Raw genomic sequence first — 18,627 nt, 5'->3', positions numbered from 1 at the left:
GGGCGCCCCGCAGGGAGAAGCGTCAGCTCTTCGGTGCCAGGGAGAACGCGTACAGCGTGGGGACGTCCACGCTGGACGCCTTCACGGTGAGCGGGCCGGCCGGAAGGCTGAGGTCCACGCGGTCCTTGTTGCCGTTGCAGGCGTTCGTCGCATCGCCCACGGACTTGTCCCCGGAGAACAGTTCGAAGAACACCTTGCCGTTCCCTTCGCACGTCATGGTGATCGTGTACCGGCCCGCGGCCACGGTCCCGTGACCCGCCTCGGCCGGGTTCCGGTCCAGGAGCTTCCCACTGCCGCTCAGAGCGGCTTGCGGGTCCGCCGGAAGCGCGGTCGCCTGCCAGGACGGGACGTCGGCCTGCCCCACGGTGCTCCTCTGCGCACAGCCGCCCGCCGCGCCCAGCAGCAGAACCGCCCCGCTCAGGGCGAGGGCACGGGTGGTGAAGGAACGCGCGGTGGTCATGATCTCTACGCTACCGTGCGGCGTCGTACCCTGCGCACGGGGATGGTTCACTGTGCCTATGGAGACTACCCGCGTGGAGGCGTTCAGCGATGGGGTCATGGCGATCGCCCTGACCATCATGGTTCTGGAGCTGAAGGCCCCCGACACCCCCGATCTGCACGGCGTGGCCGAGTTCCTGCCGACCCTGCTGACCTACATCCTGAGCTTCGTGTACATCGGCATCTACTGGAGCAACCACCATCACCTCATGCACCTGACCAAGCGGGTGGACGGTGGCGCGCTCTGGGCGAACCTGAACCTGCTGTTCTGGCTCTCCCTGGTCCCGTTCACCACGCGTTGGATGGACGAATCGAGCCTCAGCCCGCTGCCGGTGCTGGTGTACGGCTTCAATCTGCTGATGAGCGCAGTGGCGTACGACATCCTTCAACGGCGGCTGATCCGGCTTCAGGGTGCGGACAGCCGGCTGGCGTCCGCCATCAAGAATGGTGTGAAGGAGAAGGTCTCCACCGCTCTCTATCTGGTGGGCTGTGCCACCGCCTACGTGACGGTCTGGGCCAGCGTGGCCTGCTACACCGCCGTCGCGATCCTGTGGATCGTCCCGGACCGCCGTATCGAGCGCGCTGTGGCGGAGAGTAACGATGCCTAAGCTGGTGATGTCCGGCACAGCGCGGAACGGAGAGGGCAAGGACATGGCATTGGAACCCACGCGGGAGCGGGTCGCGGCGGCGGCCGCGGAGATCGTCAGCGCATTCGCCGCGAACGACGGCGAGCGGTACTTCTCTTTGTTCGCCCCGGACGCGTCATTCGTCTTTCATCCGGAGCCCCGGCGCTTCGACGCTCGGGCCGAGTATGAGGCGGCCTGGCAGGGCTGGGTGGACGGCGGCTGGCGTGTGCTGGAATGCACGTCGCTGGATCCGTTGATCCAGACCTTCCCAGGTGGCGCAGTCTTCAGCCACACGGTGCGGACGCGTGTGGACACCGGCACCGGCGCGGAGGAGATGTACACCGAACGGGAGAGCATCGTGTTCCGTGGGCACGAGGGCGGACTGCTCGCCGTGCACGAGCATCTCTCCCTGCCGAGTGGGGAATGAGTCACGTCTGAGACGGTGAAGGCGCCCCGCCGCGGGGCACCTTGACCGTCTCCACGGCTGCTCAGGGCACCAGCACGGAGCGCAGCCCCTCGCCGGCCCTGAGTTCCTCCACGGCGGCTGACAGCTCACCGAGGGGCCGTTCCGAGCTGATCAACCGGTCCAGTGGGAGCTTGCCGTCCAGGAACAGCCGCGCCAGCCGGGGGACGTCCACCGCCGCCACGCTGGAACCGTAGTTGCATCCGAGGATCCTCTTGCCCTGGTCCGCAAGGTCGAACGGGTCGATCGTGGCGGTGGCGCCCACGGCGGTCATACCGACCAGTACGGCGGCCCCGCCAGGTGCCAGGACGGAGCCGAGGGTGCTGATGACGCCGGGATTCCCGATCGCCTCGAAGGCGTAATCGACCCCGGAGAACCGTTCCTGCAGAACGGCCGCCACATCATCCGTCCTCGGGTTCAGGGTCACGGTGGCCCCGAATTCGCGGGCCCGTTCCAGGCGCTCCTCGGAGAGATCCACGGCCACGATCGGCCCAGCGCCCACCAGGGAAAGACCCATGACCACGGCCAGACCCACCCCGCCGCAGCCGAAGACCACCGCGGATTCGCCGGGACGGACGGTGGCCGTGTTGAGAACGGCGCCCACTCCAGTGGTGACGGAACAGCCCATCAGGGCGCCCACGGAGAAGGGGATCTCCTCCGGTACGGGCACCAGGGCGCTTTCCGGAACCACCACCGTTCCGGAGAAGGTGCCCAGGCCGAGGTAGGGGTCCACCCGGGCGCCGGAGGAGTCCGTGAACGGCGAACCTCCATCCGGCAATGTGTTGGCCAGCGCTGTGGTCCCGGTACAGAGCCAGGCCTTGCCCGCCGCGCAATTCCGGCAGCGGCGGCACGGGGCGAACCAGCTCAGAACCACGTGCGTGCCGGGCGTCACCTGATCCACGCCCTTCCCGATGCGCCGCACCACGCCGGCGCCCTCATGCCCCATGACCAACGGGCTCTCGGCCGGCCACGCGCCGTCGAGCACGTGCAGGTCGGAATGGCAGACGCCGGTGGCGCGCAGCTCAACCTCCACCAGGCCCGGGCCGGGGGCGGCGACGTTCAGCTCTTCGAGTGCCAGGCCGGTGCCTGGACGGAAGACCCCTGCCGTGACGGTGTTGCTCACCCGTTCTCCTCCAGCATCGCGGCCAGCGCGGCGCCGTCGTGCGCCATGGCCTCTTTCTCGGCCGCGACGTCGATGCCTCGGCTCAGCAGCAGATAGCTCGCGCTGCTGACGGCGAGCCCCACCAGCCAGGCGATGTCCACGCCGCCGAGGGCATCGGCCACCGGTCCGGTGTAAACACCCGTCACGACCATGAACGGCACCTCCGCGACCAGGCCGATGAAGAAGGCCAGCAGGCCCCGGCGGTTCCAGACGCCGTACACGCCGTTCAGCTTGAAGAGCTCGGAGATCGCGTAGTGACCGCGGCGGACGAAGAAGAAGTCGATGAGGTTGGTGGCGGTCCACGGAACCAGCGCGTAGAGCATCAGCGTCAGGGCTGCGAAGACGGTGGCCACGCCGTTGCTGCTGATCGCGCTCGCGGCCACGAACCAGACCACCGCCAGGGCGAGCACGGTCAGGGCCTTGGCGCGGGGGCCTGGCCGGACCGGGCGGAACGAGTCCACGGTGGTCATGACCGTCAGCATGCCGCCATAGGCATTCATGCCCATCGTGGCCACGAGTGCCAGTGCGGACAGGATGGCGGCCACGTCCCCCAGATGGGCGAAGACATTGTTGCCCGCCTGCTGCAGGCCCACCAGGCCGTCCTGCGCGCCCAGGTAGATGGCCAGCCACGCCCCCAGGGAGATGAGCCAGATGGCCGCGGTGGAGGCTCCGAAGAACACCGCCGAGATGACGCCACGCGCAGAGGTCTTGCTCGGGAGGTATCGGGAGTAGTCGGAGACGTACGGCGCGTAGGTGATGTTGTAGGCGGCGCTTGCAGCGAACTGGGCCATGAAGGCCACCACTGTGAAGCCGCCCTTGTCCACCGTGCCGGAGCCGCCGGCCCCGCCGAAGATGACTCCCAGGGTCACCACGGTCATGACCGGCAGGGAGAAGTAGAGAAGGACGCGGAAGGCCTTGTGCACCCAGTCGTGCCCGAAGACGGCCAGGATCACGGCGATGGCGCCGGCCAGCAAGGAGACGAGCACTGGATTCAGCCCGAAGGAGCCGGAGATGCCTTCACCGAGCAGCACGGTGTCCGCGATGTTGAAGCCCACGTAGGTCAGCAGGGTGGCGATGAGCGGCACCACCACACCCCGGTAGCCGAACTGAGCGCGGGACTGGATCATCTGCGGCAGGCCCATCACGGGTCCCTGGGATGCGTGGAACGCCATGAACACGGTGCCGACGGCGATGCCGAGGACGCTGGCGAGGATGGTCCAGCCGAGGGAGAGTCCCATGGAAGGGCCGATGAAGCCGATGGGAATGGAGAAGTACTGGAAGTTGCCCAGGAACCACAGCGGCGCCTGATGCCAGAGTTTGCCGTGGCGTTCGGATTCCGGGACCCAGTCGATGGACCGGTGTTCGATGAGGCTCTTGCCCGTGGGGGTGGTCGATGGTGCTGACACGAGAACTCCTGATGTGATGGCCGACACAGTGAGTATGGGGCTGCGATGCCTAAGAAACAACAGCTGTTTACTTTTTGGAAATCTGGCGTGCCGTTCATCCCGGATTCCCGGTATCCACGACCGCCTACGATGGCAAGGTGAGTGAGACCGCCCGCCCCGCCCTGACCCCCGACATCCCCCGTAGCGACGATCTGCCCCTCCTGCAGGCGCTGCACGCCGATCTGACCTCGGTGGACTTCACCGCCGACGCCGTCGCGGAGCTTCTCGGGGACGCCGCCTCGGAGGCGCTCTCCCGCGACCAGCTCATCCCGGCCCGCATCGCGCTGGAGCCGCACGCGCAGGAGCCTCTCGCCGTCGTCGTAGGCCTGTGGCTGCTGGCCCGGCCGCAGGCGGCCGAGGCGCTCGACGCCGCCCTGCCGCGCACCGGGACGGCCGGACTCGAGCGCCTGGGCCTGGTGGAACGGGACGACGCCGGCGCGGTGCGCGCCGCCGTCGACCTGCGTCCCTATGCCTTCTCCGACGAGGCCGCGGAGACGCGTCTCTGGGTGGCCAGCGACCTGGGCGCCCATCAGCGCCCCGGAGTGCTCCGGCACGATCACGTCCTGGGGATCGGGCAGGCCTCCACCACGCTCGTGCAGATCACCCTCCGCGCACCCGTGGACCGGGCGCTGGACCTCGGCACGGGCTGCGGCATCCAGGCCTTCCATCTCCTGCGCCATGCCCGGCACGTCACCGCCACGGACATCTCCGAGCGGGCGCTCGCGTTCACCCGCTTCAATCTGCTCCTGAACGCCGGAGCCCTGGAGCTGGACCCTGCGGCCCTGGACGACAGGGTCTCCCTGCGCCTCGGCTCGCTCCTGGAGCCCGTGGCCGGTGAGCGGTTCAACCAGGTGGTCTCCAACCCGCCGTTCGTGATCACGCCGCGCCATGCGGGGGAGAACGAGGACGAGCAGTTCACCTACCGTGACGGCGGCCTGCCGGGGGACGCGATCGTCTCCGCCCTGTTCCGGGAGCTTCCGGGGGTCCTGGAACCGGGCGGCACGGCCCAGATGCTCGGCAACTGGGAGATCACGGAGGGCGCCGGGTGGGAGGACCGCCTGCGCGCCTGGCTGCCGGACGGTGCGGGCGCCTGGGTCATCCAGCGTGAGCAGCTCGGCCCGGAGCAGTATGCGGAGACGTGGCTCCGGGACGCCTCGGAGGGCCGCGATCCGGAACTCTACGCCCGCAGCTACCGGGACTACCTGCAGGACTTCGCCGGGCGCGCCGTGGGCGCCATCGGCTTCGGCATGGTGCTCCTGCAGGCCCCCGGCGAGTTCCCGCTGCGCCGCTTCGAGGAGATCACGTACCCGGTGGAGCAGCCCCTGGGCCCGCACCTGCTCGCCGCGCTGGGCCGCCGTGCCTGGCTGGCCGGTCACGAGCTGGCGGAGGAGGCGTTGGTGGTGGCGGAGGACGTCACCGAGGAACGGCACCAGCGCCCCGGTGCCGAGCACCCGGGCGTGATCCTGCTGCGCCAGGGCGCCGGACTGCGCCGCACCACGCTGCTCAGCAGCGAGCTGGCCGGCTTCGTCTCGGCGTGCGACGGCGACTTCACCGCGGGTCAGCTGGCGGCCGCCGTCGTGAGCCTGACGCCCGGACCGGAGGAGATCTCCGACGCCGATCGCGTCGCCGCGCTGCTGGATGAGGTGGCGAATCTGGTGCTGGACGGTTTCCTCATTCCGGGAGCCTGAGGAAAGGGTCTGGAAGAAGGTCAGAGGACCTGCACAGTGACCGGGGATACACTATGGCGGTGAGTACGGATCTTTCAGCTCCCCAGGACAGCGGCCGCCGCCAGGTGGAGATCTCTGATCCCAAGGCCATCCGAGCCTTGGCTCATGCGGCGCGCCTGGCCGCGATCAGTGACCTCTACTCCAGCCAGGTCAGCCGCACGGCCACCGAACTGGCGGCGGTGACCGGCCTGACCCCCAGCGCCATGAGCTACCACCTGCGCGCGCTGCAGAAGTGGGGCATGGTGGAGCCCGCGGAGAGCGACGGCGATGCACGCGAGCGCCGCTGGAAGGCCGCCGGCACCGATTTCACCATCAAGTCCGTCAGCGGCTCCGGGCACCCGGAGCTCGCCATTCTGGACCTGGAGCTCGATGCGCAGCGCCGCCGCATCCTGGCCCACAATCAGGAACGCGACGAGCTCACGCTCCGTGGCGAGGAGGAACTGCGCTTCCCCTCCATGTCCATGTCCACGGAGACCATGTACCTGGACCGGGAAAAGGCCAGTGAACTGATCGACCGCATGAACCAGTTGGTCAGGGAGTACCTGGCCGTGGAACCCACCGATCCGGAGGCGGAACGCCGTCGCGTCGCCACTCTCTGGTCGGTGGTCCCGGACAGCGCACCGTAAGTGCCGTCCGCCCGTGCCGCTGTGGGAGCGGCTGTCCACATCGATCGCCCCGTGTCATGCGCACGGGGCAAAATGTGGTGAACTAGGCAGATATGGGCCTGACGGCCCGCCAGAGAAGATTTCCGTAGGAGCACCGTGCCCACCAAGGCCAAGACCGGCAAGAAACTCGTGATCGTGGAGTCTCCCGCCAAGAGCAAGACCATCGCCAAGTACCTGGGCGACGGCTTCGTGGTGGAGGCCTCCATCGGGCACATCCGTGACCTGCCTCAGCCTTCCGAGCTTCCGGCCGAGCTGAAGAAGACCTCGGTGGGCAAGTTCGCGGTGGACGTGGACAACGGCTTCAAGCCCTACTACGTGGTCTCCAGCGACAAGAAGAAGAAGGTCGCTGAACTCAAGGCGCACCTGAAGGACGCCGACGAACTTTACCTCGCCACTGATGGTGATCGCGAGGGTGAGGCGATCGCGTGGCACCTGCTCGAGGTCCTCAAGCCGAAGGTCCCGGTGTACCGCATGACCTTCGGTGAGATCACCAAGGAGGCCATCCAGCGCGCCATGTCGAGCCTGCGGGAGATCGACACGGACCTGGTGGACGCCCAGGAGACCCGACGTGTTCTGGACCGCCTGTACGGCTACGAGATCTCCCCGGTGCTCTGGCGCAAGGTGGCCAGCGGCCTGTCGGCCGGCCGCGTGCAGTCCGTGGTCACGCGCCTGGTGGTGGACCGGGAGCGGGAGCGCATGGCGTTCAAGACCGCCTCCTACTGGGACCTCACCGGAGTCTTCTCCGCCGCCGGCGAATCCTTCAAGGCCAAGCTGAGCTCCGTGGACGGCCGCCGCCTGGCCACCGGCAAGGATTTCACCGACCAGGGCGAGCTCAAGGGCTCCACGGTCGCCCTGCTGGACGAGTCTTCCGCCGGCAGCCTGGCGTCCGGTCTGGAGAGCGCGGCCTTCAGCGTCCGCTCCATGGAGACCAAGCCGTACACCCGGCGCCCCGCGGCCCCGTTCACCACCTCCACGCTCCAGCAGGAGGCCGGGCGCAAGCTCCGCTTCTCCTCCAAGAGCACCATGCAGGTGGCACAGCGTCTCTATGAGAACGGCTACATCACCTATATGCGTACCGACTCTTCGGCCCTGTCCGATGAGGCCGTGAACGCCGCGCGCAAGCAGGCCGCCGAGCTGTACGGCGCCGACTACGTCCCGGCCAGCCGCCGCGTCTACGCGAACAAGAGCGCCAACGCGCAGGAGGCCCACGAGGCCATCCGCCCCGCCGGGGACGCCTTCCGCACCCCGGCCCAGGTCAAGGCCCAGCTCTCCGCGGACGAGTTCCGCCTCTACGAGCTGATCTGGAAGCGCACGGTCGCCTCCCAGATGGCGGATGCCAAGGGCTCCACGGCCACCATCAAGCTGGGCGCCGTCGCCGCGGACGGGCGCGACGCCGAGTTCACGGCTTCCGGCACGGTCATCGCCTTCCCCGGCTTCCTGGCCGCCTATGAGGAGGGCAAGGACGAAAGCCGCGACGACGATTCGGACGAGGCGCGCCGCCTGCCGAACGTCGTGGAAGGCGACGCCCTCGACGCCGGCGGCATCACCGCCGTCGGGCACCAGACGTCCCCGCCGCCGCGGTACACCGAAGCGTCGCTGACCGCCGAGATGGAGAAGGAGGGCATCGGCCGTCCGTCCACGTACGCGGCCACGATCTCCACCATCCAGGACCGCGGCTACGTGCGGAAGCAGGGCTCCGCCCTGGTCCCCAGCTGGATCGCGTTCTCCGTCATCAAGCTCCTGGAGCGCCATTTCTCCGACTACGTGGACTACGAGTTCACGGCGGACATGGAGACGGACCTGGACCGCATCGCCCGCGGTGAGGAGCCCGGCTCCAGTTGGCTCAAGCACTTCTACTTCGGCGACGGGGACAAGGAGCCCGGCTTGAAGTCCGTGGTGACCAACCTCGGCGAGATCGACGCACGGGACATCAACTCGATCCCTGTGACCGAGGGCATCGTCCTGCGGGTGGGCAAGTTCGGGCCGTATCTGGAGACCACCGTCCCCACCATGGACGCCAAGACCGGCGAACTGGTGGACGCCGTGCGCGCCAATGTGCCGGAGGACCTGGCCCCGGACGAGCTGACCCCGGAGAAGGCCCGCGAACTGCTGGAGAACTCCGCACCTGAGGAGCGCGTGCTCGGGGCGGATCCGCACACGGGACACACGGTGGTGGCCAAGAACGGCCGGTACGGCGCCTTCGTCACGGAGATCATCCCCGAGCCCACGGCTGAGGAGATCGCCGCACAGCCCGTGGAGTACTACAAGAACGGCAAGCCCAAGCCCCCGAAGAAACCGGTGAAGGTCAAGCCGCGCTCCGGCTCCCTCTTCAAGTCCATGACCGTGGACACCGTGACTCTTGAAGAGGCCGTGAACCTCCTGAGCCTGCCCCGCGTCCTGGGCCAGGATGAGGACGGCAACCCCATCACGGTGCAGAACGGCCGTTTCGGCCCGTACCTGAAGAAGGGCACGGACTCGCGCTCCATCGGCACCGAGGAGGAGATCTTCACGATCACCCTGGAGCAGGCGCTGGAGATCTACTCGCAGCCCAAGCAGCGTGGCGCCCGTGCCGCGGTGCCGCCGCTGGCGGAGTTCGGGCCGGACCCGGTCTCGGAGAAGAACATCGTGGTGAAGGAGGGCCGCTTCGGCCCGTACATCACGGACGGCGTCACCAACATCACCGTGCCGCGCTCCACCAGTGTGGAGGATCTGACCCGGGAACGCGCCGTCGAACTTCTCGCGGAGAAGCGTGCCAAGGGGCCGGTGAAGCGGGCCACCCGTAGCACCGCGTCACGCAGCACTTCCAAGAGCGCCGCGGCGAAGAAGAAGGCCTGAAGCAGGACATAATGGGCACATGCGGCTAGGCGTCCTGGACATCGGTTCCAACACGGTCCACCTCCTCCTGGTGGACGCCCACCCCGGCGCCCAACCGGTTCCCTTCGCCTCGCACAAGCGGCCGCTCTCCCTGGTCCAGTACCTGGAGCCGGACGGCAGCATCAACGAAGCCGGGCAGAAGGAGCTGATCGACTTCGTCCTGGAAGCCTGGGAGTTCGCGGCCCGTCACAAGGCCGAGGACCTCCTGGCCTTCTGCACCTCCGCGATCCGCGAGGCCACCAACGGTCCCGAGGTCCTGGCCCGCGTCAAGCACGAGACCACGGTGACACTCCGGGAGCTCTCCGGCAGCGAAGAGGCGGAGATGACCTTCTTCGCCGTCCGCCGCTGGTTCGGCTGGGCCGCCGGGACCATCCTGGACCTGGACATCGGCGGCGGCTCCTTCGAAATGGCCCTGGGCCGGGACGAACTGCCGGAACTGGCCACGAGCGTGCCGCTGGGCGCCAGCCGCCTGACCCGCGACTGGCTGGCGGAGGACCCTCCCACGGCCAAGAGCATCAAGGAACTGCGCAAGTACATCCGCTCCACGCTCAAACCCGTGGTGAAGGACTTCGCCAGGGCCGGCACACCGAATCTCGTGACCGGCACCTCGAAGACCTTCCGCTCCTTGGCGCGGATCGCCGGGGCGGCCCCCAGTGCGGCCGGCCCGTATGTGCGCCGTGACCTGCTACGGGAGGACCTCGGTCTGTGGGCCCAGCGCATCTCAGCGATGAGTGCCGAGGACCGGCTGCATCTTCCCGGCGTCTCCCAGGCCAGGGCGCACCAGCTCCTGGCCGGAGCCCTGGTGGCCGAGGCGGCCCTGGAACTGTTCGATCAGCCGCGCCTGGTCATCTGCCCCTGGGCCCTTCGTGAGGGTCTCATCCTGCGGCGTCTGGATCAGCTGGTCTTCGACGGGCCGCTCGACCCACCGGCGCACGTCAAGGACGACGGGGACGCCTGAGATGAGCACGGCCCCCAACCCCATCCCTGTGGCCCTCTCCAGCGCCTCGGTCTACCCGCTGAGTGTGCACGACGCCTTCGCGGTGGCCCAGGACCTGTCCTTCGACGGGGTGGAGGTGATGGTCACCAACAACCCCATCAGCCAGGACCCTCACGCGCTCAAGCAGCTCAGTGCGCAGTACCGCCAGGAGATCGTCTCCATCCACGCGCCCACGCTGTTGCTGACCCAGCAGGTGTGGGGCAAGGCGTGGAACAAGATCGAGCAGTCCTGCCTCATGGCGCGCGAGGTGGGGTGCGACGTCGTCGTGGTCCATCCGCCGTTCCGCTGGCAGAACGGCTACGCGGAGGAGTTCTTCGAGGGCGTCCTGGACGCCCAGAAGCGCCACGGGGTGAAGATCGCCGTGGAGAACATGTACCCGTGGAAGGTCCGGGGCCGTGAACTGCTCATGTACCTGCCGCACTGGAACCCGGTGGGGCGCGGCTACCAGCATGTGACCTGGGATTTCTCGCACTCGGCGACGGCCGGTATGGACACCCTGGACGCCTTCCGGCAGCTCGGTTCCGCCCTGCGGCACGTGCACCTCACGGACGGCGTGGGCGGCGGCATGAAGGACGAGCACCTGGTCCCCGGAGAGGGGAACCAGCGTTGCGCCGAGGCGCTGCGGCACTTGGCGGAGTCGGCGTTCGACGGCGTGGTGGTCGCCGAGATCAGCACGCGCAAGGCCAAGGTGGTGGGGGAGCGCGAGGAGATGCTCGCACGGACCCTCGCCTTCGCCCGGAGGCACCTGGCGCGCTAGGCCCGCCTCGGGCCAAACGGCCCGTCCCATAATCCAGGGCCCGGCCCTGCTCTCCGGATCTAGCCACACCCACCCCCTCCGCGCCCGACGACTCCCGCGAAACAGTGGGTTTCCGCTGAAACAGTGGGTTTAGACCGCTGTTTCAGCGGAAACCCACTGTTTCGCGGGGGTGGGAGTCGGCGGCGGGCTTGACTTGGATACCCCCTAGGGGTATTTTTGAAGCGTTGTCAGTGACGTGGGCCTGTCCCTGCGGTGATCATCCCGCCTTCACAGCCCGTCAACCCCAGCACCCGCCTTTCACCGAGGAAATGGAACTGACATGCGCGACTCCGGCATCCGGACCGAACTCCCTCTCATCCCCGCCGCCTCCGGCTGTTCCTGCTGCGCCACGGACTCCGTCGCGGCCGTCCGCGCCACCGCCGTCGTCGGAGCCGGGTGCGGCCTCAGCCTGAGCTGACCAGCCGGGGGAGTCTCCCCTCGGGGAGGTGCCCACGGAGCCGAGGATTTCCCTGGAGGGGACATGAATCACCAGCATCACCATCCGGACACCGAAGACCACCCGCACGAGCACGCGCACCAGAGCGACCACGACGGCGACCACCAGGTCCATCAGCACGGCCAGCACGCGGGGCACAGTACCGCCATGTTCCGCAGCCGCTTCTGGATCTCCCTGGCACTGTCCGTGCCGGTCGTCTGGTTCAGTCCCATGGCCGGGCATCTGCTGGGCTACGATCCGCCTGCGTTCCCGGGTTCAGGGTGGATCACGCCCCTGCTCGGCACCGTGATCTTCGTGTACGGCGGCACGCCGTTCCTGAAGGGCGGTCTCCAGGAACTCACGTCCCGGGCCCCGGGCATGATGCTCCTGATCTCCATGGCGATCACGGTCGCCTTCCTGGCGTCCTGGGCCACCACCCTGCGCCTGGATGGCTTCGACCTGGACTTCTGGTGGGAGCTGGCCCTGCTGGTCACCATCATGCTCCTGGGCCACTGGATCGAGATGCGTGCCCTCGGCTCGGCCCGTGGCGCATTGGACGCCCTCGCCGCGCTCCTCCCGGACGAGGCCGAACGGCTCACGGAACACGGCGCCGAGACCGTTCCCGTCCACGAGCTGCGGGAGGGCGATCTGGTCCTGGTCCGCTCCGGCGCACGCATGCCGGCCGACGGCGTCATCACCGACGGCACGGTCGCCATGGACGAATCCATGATCACGGGGGAGTCCCGGACGGTCTCCCGCACGGTCGGCGACGCCGTGGTGGCGGGCACTGTCGCCACGGACACCGCCGTGCGCGTCCGGGTGAGCGCCGTCGGGGACGACACCGCCCTGGCCGGCATCCAGCGACTGGTCGCGGAGGCTCAGGCTTCCTCATCCCGCACGCAGGCCCTCGCGGACCGCGCGGCAGCCTTCCTGTTCTACTTCGCCGCGGGTGCCGGCGCCCTGACCTTTCTGGTCTGGAGCCTCCTGGGTGACGTCCCGGAGGCCGTGACGCGCACCGTGACCGTCCTGGTCATCGCCTGCCCGCACGCCCTGGGCCTCGCCATCCCGTTGGTGATCGCGATCTCCACGGAGCAGGCTGCCCGCGCCGGCGTCCTCATCAAGGACCGCCTCGCCCTCGAGCGGATGCGGACCGTGGACGTGGTCCTCTTCGACAAGACCGGCACCCTGACCGCGGGCGAGCCCGCCGTGAAGGATGTGGCCGTGGCGGACGGGATCGACGCGGACCGTATGCTCGCGGTGGCCGCCGCCGTGGAGGCGGACAGCGAACACCCCGTGGCGCGGGCGATCGTCCGTGCGGCCCGGGAACGCGGCCTCGACGTCCCGCAGGCCATCGGCTTCGAATCGCTGACCGGGCGTGGCGTGCGCGCCGTCGTTGACGGAGACGAGTACCGCATGGGCGGGCCGGCCATGCTGGCCGAGCGCGGCGCCGTCGTGCCCGAAGAACTCGCTTCGGCGACGCTCGCCTGGGCGGACCGTGGCGCGGCCATCCTCCACCTTCTCGACGGCGACCGCATCCTGGGCGCCGTCAGCCTGGAGGATGCGATCCGTCCGGAGTCGCGGCAGGCGGTGGCCGCGCTGCAGCGGCGCGGCATCCGGGTCGCCATGGTCACGGGCGACGCCCCCCAGGTGGCCGACGCCGTGGCGGGTGAATTGGGCATCGACGAGGTGTTCTCCGAGGTCCTGCCCGCCGACAAGGACGGCAAGGTCGCCGCGTTGCAGACTCGTGGGCTGAAGGTCGCGATGGTGGGTGACGGCGTCAACGACTCCCCGGCACTCGCCCGTGCGGACGTCGGCATCGCGATCGGTGCCGGGACGGATGTGGCCGTGGAGTCCGCGGGCGTGGTCCTGGCCGGCGACGACCCCCGCGCGGTCCTCTCCATGGTGGATCTGTCCCGCGCCGGGTACCGCAAGATGTGGCAGAACCTCCTGTGGGCCACCGGGTACAACGTCCTGTCCGTCCCGCTGGCCGTGGGCGTCCTCGCGTTCGCCGGCGTGGTCCTGTCCCCGGCGGCGGGTGCCGTGCTCATGTCCCTGTCCACGATCGTGGTGGCGCTCAACGCCCAGTTGCTGCGCCGGCTGCGGCTCGACCCGGCGAGTGTCCGCTGAGGTGCCGGTGACGTTCTTCGCCCGTCTGCTGCTCGCGGTCGCTCTGCTGGGCGGCCTCCTGGGAATGCACGGGATCGCCAGGGGGCACGGTCACGCTGTGACCGCCGCCGCTGTGATGTCCGACGACGGCGCGGCGCACCACGCGCCGTCGTCTCGGCCGGGTGCCTCCCGGCAGGTCCACCCGCCGGAGCCGGCCGTGACGCCCCGTGCGGACGGATGCCCCGGTCCGTGCGACGGGATGGCGGAAGCCGGTGGATCCTGCACGCCCGCCCCAGGGCCCGCGGCGCCCGTGTTCGGTGGGCCGCCGGAGGTGGGCCTCCCCGCCTGGAGCCCGGTCTCCTCGAGCGGTGCCCCGGTGGTGCAGGGAACAATGTGCCGGACACCGTCCCTGGTGGAACTCGGGATCAGCAGGACGTGAGGGGCCCGGTTTCCGGACAACCCTCACCTCTGAACCCAGGAGAACCACCATGAAGAAGACCCTGACCCTCACCGCCCTCGGCCTTGGAGCCGTGCTGGCACTGTCCGCTTGCTCGGCTCCGTCCGGCGGCGGAAACATGCCTGGGATGGACCACGGCCCATCCCAGAGCGCTTCCGCTGCCGCGGCGCAGACGGCCTCCGCTGGGCGGGACCACAATGCGGCGGACACCATGTTCGCCGCCATGATGATCCCGCATCACCGCCAGGCGGTGGAGATGAGCGGGATCATGCTGGAGAAGAAGGACCTGCCGAAGCCTGTGAGCGAGCTGGCGGAGCGGATCCGCGCCGCCCAGGGGCCGGAGATCGAGACGATGACCGGCTGGCTCAACGGCTGGGGCGAAGACCCCTCGGCGCACGGCGGTCACCAGATGCAGGGCATGATGGGCCCCGATGACCTGGACCGGCTGAAAGCGGCTCAGGGAACGGAAGCGGCCCGGATGTTCCTCACCCAGATGATCGCGCATCATGAAGGCGCTCTCACCATGGCCCAGGCCGAGAGCCGGGACGGGAAGAACCCGCAGGCGGTGGCCCTGAGCAAGGAGATCGTCGCCGCTCAGTCCACGGAGATCGCCGAGATGAAGCAGCTCCTGGCCGGGCTCTAGAGCGGTGGGGCATCGTGCCGGTCATCGATCGGTGCGGTGCCCCTGGCGGCTCCGGTGGGCCACTCGATTCTGACAAGCCCGTTAAAGAGCGAACGCCGGGTAGCTGAACCAAGGAACACTTGGGGGGAACGTTCCTTGAGCTACCCGGCGTCGTCCAGCCCTTGCGGGGCTGGATCATCACTCGCACCTCCATGAGGCAAGTACCACTTTACTCTTCAAGCACCCCGAAAACATGGTTTTTCAGCTGGGAATTAGCTGGGGAAACGCCTTGATTACCCCGGCAATGCCGGCCACTCGGGGGGAGCGTTCCACTGTGCGGTCGCCGGCACCCCTTAAAGACCGGACGCCGGTTCGATCAGCTGGGAGATCAGGGGGAACCCATGCTGCAAACCGGCGTCCGAGCGGACGCTTTCGCATCCGCTGATTCACTCGCACCCTTTGAGGTAGTCACTACATTAGGGAGCCAAGTTGTGAGGACCCTTCGGTGAAACCGGGCATAGCCTGGGAATCATCCACGGCCTGGCGGAAGCCAGGAAAAGGGGCCATGGAAACACGGGCCGGAGGCGGTCCCGGGGCTCATGCCAAGATGGTGCCATGAGCAGAATCGCCTTCCTCGGAACAGGGTCCATGAACGAAGCCATTCTCGGCGGTCTCATCGCCGCCGGCACCGATCCCTCGCAGGTGGTGGCCACCGTCCGGCGGGCGGAGCGGGCCGCCGAACTGGCAGGACGTCACGGTGTGGTGGCCGTGGCCGAGTCTGAGAACCCAGCGGCGAACCCGGAAGCGGTACGCGACGCCGCCGTCGTCATCCTTGGGGTCAAGCCGGTCGGCATCACCGATCTTGCGCGGTCCATCGCGCCGTCGCTCGCTCCGGAGACGGTGGTGGTGAGCGTCGCCGCCGCGGTGTCCATCGCTCAGCTTGAGGCCGCCCTGCCCGCCGGCCAGCCCGTGGTCCGCACCATGCCCAACACCCCGGCCCGCCTCGGCAAGGGCGTGGTGTCCGTCTCCGCGGGAACCAGCACCACTCCGGAGCAGCTGGCCCGGGTGAAGAGCCTGTTCGAGGCCGTGGGGACGGTGGTGGAGATCCCCGAGTCCCAGGTGGATGCCCTGTCCGCCATCAGCGGCTCCGGCCCCGCGTATGCCTTCTACCTGGCCGAGGCCATGGCCGCCGCCGGTGCTGAGCTGGGCCTGGATCCCGAGCTCTCCGCGCTGCTGGCCCGTGAGACCGTGGCCGGCGCGGGTGCCATGCTCGCCGAGCCGGGCGCGGACGCCGCCGCGCTGCGCCGCGCCGTGACCAGCCCCAACGGCACCACCGAGCGCGCCATCGCGGCGTTCGACGACGGCGGCATCCCCGCCATCATCGCCACGGGAGCGCGTGCGGCCGCAGCCCGCGCCGCGGAGATCACCGCCAGCCTCGGCTGACGCACTCCACAACACCCGCGAGAGTACAAAAGTTGCCGCTGACCTGGCCGGTCAGCGGCAACTTTTGTCTTCTCGCGGAGAGAGGGTCAGGGACGCGCGGCGAAGCGCTCCAGCAGGTCCACATGCCCGGAGACGATGAGCATGTCGTGACTGGAGACCTTGGTGTCCGGGCGGGCGTAGGTGAAGTCCTCACCCGGGGACTTCACGCCCACCACGGTGACGCCGTACTTGGAGCGCACCTTGGACTCGTCCAGCGTGAAGCCCACGGTCTCCTTGGGCGGGTACATCTTCACGATCGCGAAGTCGTCGTCGAACTCGATGAAGTCCAGGAGCCGGCCGGACACCAGGTGGGCCGCACGGACGCCGGCGTCGGCCTCCGGGTAGATGACGTGGTTGGCACCGATGCGGGTCAGGATCTTGCCGTGGGACGGCGTGATCGCCTTGACCCAGAGGTGCTCGATGCCCAGGTCCACCAGGTTCACGGTGATGAGCACGCTGGACTCGATCGAGGTGCCCACACCCACCACGGCGGAGGAGAACTCCTGGGCGCCAAGCTGGCGCAAGGCGTCCATGTTCGTGGCGTCCGCCTCCACCACGTGGGTGAGGACGGGGGCCCACTTCTGGACCAGAGTGCGGTCCCGTTCGATCGCCAGCACCTCGCGGCCCTGCTTGACCAGTTGCTCGGCCGTGGCTGCGCCGAAGCGGCCCAGGCCGATGACCAGGACCGGGGCGTTGGGTGAGGGGCGGTTCGCGGCGCCCTGGTTCTTAGCCAATGATCGGCCTCTCTTCCGGGAAGTGGTACAGCTGGCTGCGTTGCCTGATGGCCAGGGCCGCGGCAAGGGTGACCGTGCCGACGCGCCCGGCGAACATCAGGGCACTCAAAACATATACGCCCGCGGGCGGGAGCTCCGCACTGAGATTGGTGCTCAGCCCCACGGTGGCGAAGGCGGAGATCGATTCGAACAGGACCCGGTCCAGGCTGGCGCCGCTGATGGCGAGCAGGGCGACGGCGGCCAGGGAGACGAAGGTGGCGCCCATGACGATCACGGAGATGGCCACGCGCATGGTCCCCTGCGGGATGGTGCGGCCGAACACGCGGACATCCGAGTCGCCACGGGCCTCGGCGCGGATGGCCAGGAACATGACGGCGATGGTGGTCACCTTGATGCCGCCGGCCGTGGAGGCGGAGCCGCCGCCCGCGAACATCAGCGCGTCCGTCAGGAGCATGGTGGTGGAGTGCATGTGGTTCTGATCCACCAGGTTGAAGCCGCCCGAGCGGGTCATGACCGAGGCGAACACGGAATGGATGACTTTGTCGCCCACGCTCATGGAGCCGATGGTCTCCGGGTTGTTCCACTCCAGCGCGCCCCAGAGGATGGTGCCGGCCACCACCAGGATCAGGGACACCTGGATGGTGAGCTTGGTGTGGAGGTTCCACTTGCGCCAGTTCAGGCCGTTCTGCTGCAGCACCATCACCACCGGGAAACCCAGGGACCCCAGGAACACCCCGAGCATGAGCGGCACCAGGATCCACAGGTCCGTCTCATACGGGACGATGCCGTCCGAGTGCGGAGTGAAACCGGCGTTGTTGAAAGAGGAGATCGAGTAGAACACCCCGTGCCAGACGCCCAGCCAGAAGTCCTCGCCCAGGGTCCAGAAGCGGATGATGAGCGCCAGTGCCAGGACCGACTCGATCACCACGGACGTCACGATGACCACTCGGAGCAGCGTGCCCACCTCGCCGAGCCGTCCGGCATTGTTCATGGCCTCCTGGGCGATGAGCTTGCCCCGCACGCCCAGTTTCTTGCTGACCATGAGTGCCAGCAAGGAGGCCAGGGTCAGGGTGCCCAAGCCGCCCACGAAGATGCCGGTCATGATCACGAACTGCCCGAAGAACGTCCAGTGCGTCGCGGTGGACACCACGGTCAGACCGGTCACGCAGACGGAGGAGACCGCAGTGAACAGCGCCTCGTCCAGGGGGGTCACCTTGCCGTCCGCGGCCGCCAGGGGCAGCGAGAGCAGGAAGGTGAAGACCAGGATGACGGAGGAGAAGGCGACGAGCGCCAGACGCGCGGGCGAGGAGTTGGCCAGCCGGTCCACGAAGTCGCGGATGCCGGTGAACAGCGCGAATGGGCCTGGCTCGTGCGGGGCCTGCCAGCCGGTGAGCGGCTCCGCGCTCGGAGAGCTCCCGTGTACGACGGCGCCGGGGGCCGTCCGCGGATCCGTGCCGGGTGGCCGGCGGGGCTGGGAGGTGGGCCCGGAGCGGGGCATGGGCTGTCCTTCGTGTCGGGGGAGATGGCTGTGGAGGCC

General features: G+C 68.6%; 17 protein-coding genes. 12 read left to right on the top strand and 5 right to left on the bottom strand.

All coding sequences use genetic code 11. The annotated features are described in order from the left end of the window. Positions 1–22 precede the first annotated feature (22 nt). Positions 23–460: a DUF6023 family protein gene (locus Q9R02_RS10415; protein ID WP_305996618.1), complete on the bottom strand. Its 438-nt coding sequence runs from the start codon at positions 458–460 to the stop codon at positions 23–25. Positions 461–518: 58 nt separating this feature from the next. Between Q9R02_RS10415 and Q9R02_RS10410 the strand changes: the two genes are divergently transcribed. Both Q9R02_RS10410 and Q9R02_RS10405 read left to right on the top strand, forming a co-directional pair. Beyond that, positions 519–1,106: a TMEM175 family protein gene (locus Q9R02_RS10410; RefSeq protein WP_305996617.1), complete on the top strand. Its 588-nt coding sequence runs from the start codon at positions 519–521 to the stop codon at positions 1,104–1,106. Positions 1,107–1,149: 43 nt separating this feature from the next. Continuing rightward, complete coding sequence (locus tag Q9R02_RS10405) at positions 1,150–1,551, top strand: YybH family protein (protein WP_305996616.1); 402 nt, start codon at positions 1,150–1,152, stop codon at positions 1,549–1,551. Positions 1,552–1,612: 61 nt separating this feature from the next. On the opposite strand, the gene Q9R02_RS10400 is transcribed toward Q9R02_RS10405, so the two are convergent. Both Q9R02_RS10400 and Q9R02_RS10395 read right to left on the bottom strand, forming a co-directional pair. Further along, entirely contained in the window at positions 1,613–2,710 is a 1,098-nt protein-coding gene (locus Q9R02_RS10400; protein WP_305996615.1) for a zinc-binding dehydrogenase, read from the bottom strand. After that, on the bottom strand, positions 2,707–4,155 hold the full coding sequence (locus tag Q9R02_RS10395; RefSeq protein ID WP_305996614.1) for a purine-cytosine permease family protein: 1,449 nt from the start codon (positions 4,153–4,155) through the stop codon (positions 2,707–2,709). Before Q9R02_RS10395 ends, Q9R02_RS10400 begins: the two co-directional genes overlap by 4 nt. 137 nt (positions 4,156–4,292) lie before the next feature. Here Q9R02_RS10395 and Q9R02_RS10390 point away from each other — a divergent pair, with 137 nt between their 5' ends. The 10 genes from Q9R02_RS10390 to proC all read left to right on the top strand — a co-directional run bounded on the left by Q9R02_RS10390 (position 4,293) and on the right by proC (position 16,317). Next, positions 4,293–5,882 (top strand): DUF7059 domain-containing protein, encoded by a 1,590-nt coding sequence (locus tag Q9R02_RS10390; protein WP_305996613.1) that lies wholly within the window; start codon positions 4,293–4,295, stop codon positions 5,880–5,882. 53 nt (positions 5,883–5,935) lie between these two features. After that, the gene (locus Q9R02_RS10385) at positions 5,936–6,547 is read left to right on the top strand and encodes a MarR family transcriptional regulator (protein WP_305996612.1); all 612 of its coding nucleotides are present in this window, start codon (positions 5,936–5,938) and stop codon (positions 6,545–6,547) included. Between the two features lie 135 nt (positions 6,548–6,682). Continuing rightward, a complete protein-coding gene (topA, locus tag Q9R02_RS10380; RefSeq protein WP_305996611.1) occupies positions 6,683–9,421 on the top strand; it encodes a type I DNA topoisomerase in 2,739 nt (912 codons plus the stop codon). A 19-nt stretch (positions 9,422–9,440) separates the two neighbouring features. Then, the gene (locus Q9R02_RS10375) at positions 9,441–10,418 is read left to right on the top strand and encodes a Ppx/GppA phosphatase family protein (protein ID WP_305996610.1); all 978 of its coding nucleotides are present in this window, start codon (positions 9,441–9,443) and stop codon (positions 10,416–10,418) included. 1 nt (position 10,419) lies between these two features. Continuing rightward, positions 10,420–11,214: a sugar phosphate isomerase/epimerase family protein gene (locus Q9R02_RS10370; RefSeq protein WP_305996609.1), complete on the top strand. Its 795-nt coding sequence runs from the start codon at positions 10,420–10,422 to the stop codon at positions 11,212–11,214. A gap of 319 nt (positions 11,215–11,533) precedes the next feature. Continuing rightward, a complete protein-coding gene (locus Q9R02_RS10365; protein WP_305996608.1) occupies positions 11,534–11,671 on the top strand; it encodes a hypothetical protein in 138 nt (45 codons plus the stop codon). 63 nt (positions 11,672–11,734) lie between these two features. After that, entirely contained in the window at positions 11,735–13,816 is a 2,082-nt protein-coding gene (locus Q9R02_RS10360; protein ID WP_305996607.1) for a copper-translocating P-type ATPase, read from the top strand. 7 nt (positions 13,817–13,823) lie between these two features. Further along, the gene (locus tag Q9R02_RS10355) at positions 13,824–14,234 is read left to right on the top strand and encodes a hypothetical protein (protein ID WP_305996606.1); all 411 of its coding nucleotides are present in this window, start codon (positions 13,824–13,826) and stop codon (positions 14,232–14,234) included. Positions 14,235–14,283: 49 nt separating this feature from the next. Beyond that, entirely contained in the window at positions 14,284–14,895 is a 612-nt protein-coding gene (locus Q9R02_RS10350; protein ID WP_305996605.1) for a DUF305 domain-containing protein, read from the top strand. Positions 14,896–15,489: 594 nt separating this feature from the next. After that, a complete protein-coding gene (proC, locus tag Q9R02_RS10345) occupies positions 15,490–16,317 on the top strand; it encodes a pyrroline-5-carboxylate reductase (protein WP_305996604.1) in 828 nt (275 codons plus the stop codon). A gap of 86 nt (positions 16,318–16,403) precedes the next feature. Here proC and Q9R02_RS10340 read toward each other — a convergent pair whose 3' ends face one another. Both Q9R02_RS10340 and Q9R02_RS10335 read right to left on the bottom strand, forming a co-directional pair. Further along, complete coding sequence (locus Q9R02_RS10340) at positions 16,404–17,090, bottom strand: potassium channel family protein (protein WP_305996603.1); 687 nt, start codon at positions 17,088–17,090, stop codon at positions 16,404–16,406. Beyond that, positions 17,083–18,588 carry a TrkH family potassium uptake protein gene (locus Q9R02_RS10335; protein ID WP_305996602.1) on the bottom strand — a complete coding sequence of 502 codons (1,506 nt, stop codon included), beginning with the start codon at positions 18,586–18,588 and terminating at the stop codon, positions 17,083–17,085. The genes Q9R02_RS10340 and Q9R02_RS10335 overlap by 8 nt, the downstream gene beginning before the upstream one ends. Positions 18,589–18,627: the final 39 nt, after the last annotated feature.

Source organism: Arthrobacter horti (genome assembly GCF_030731045.1).
Lineage (GTDB): Bacteria > Actinomycetota > Actinomycetes > Actinomycetales > Micrococcaceae > Arthrobacter_E > Arthrobacter_E nanjingensis.
This window is presented reverse-complemented; position numbering and strand designations above follow the sequence as displayed.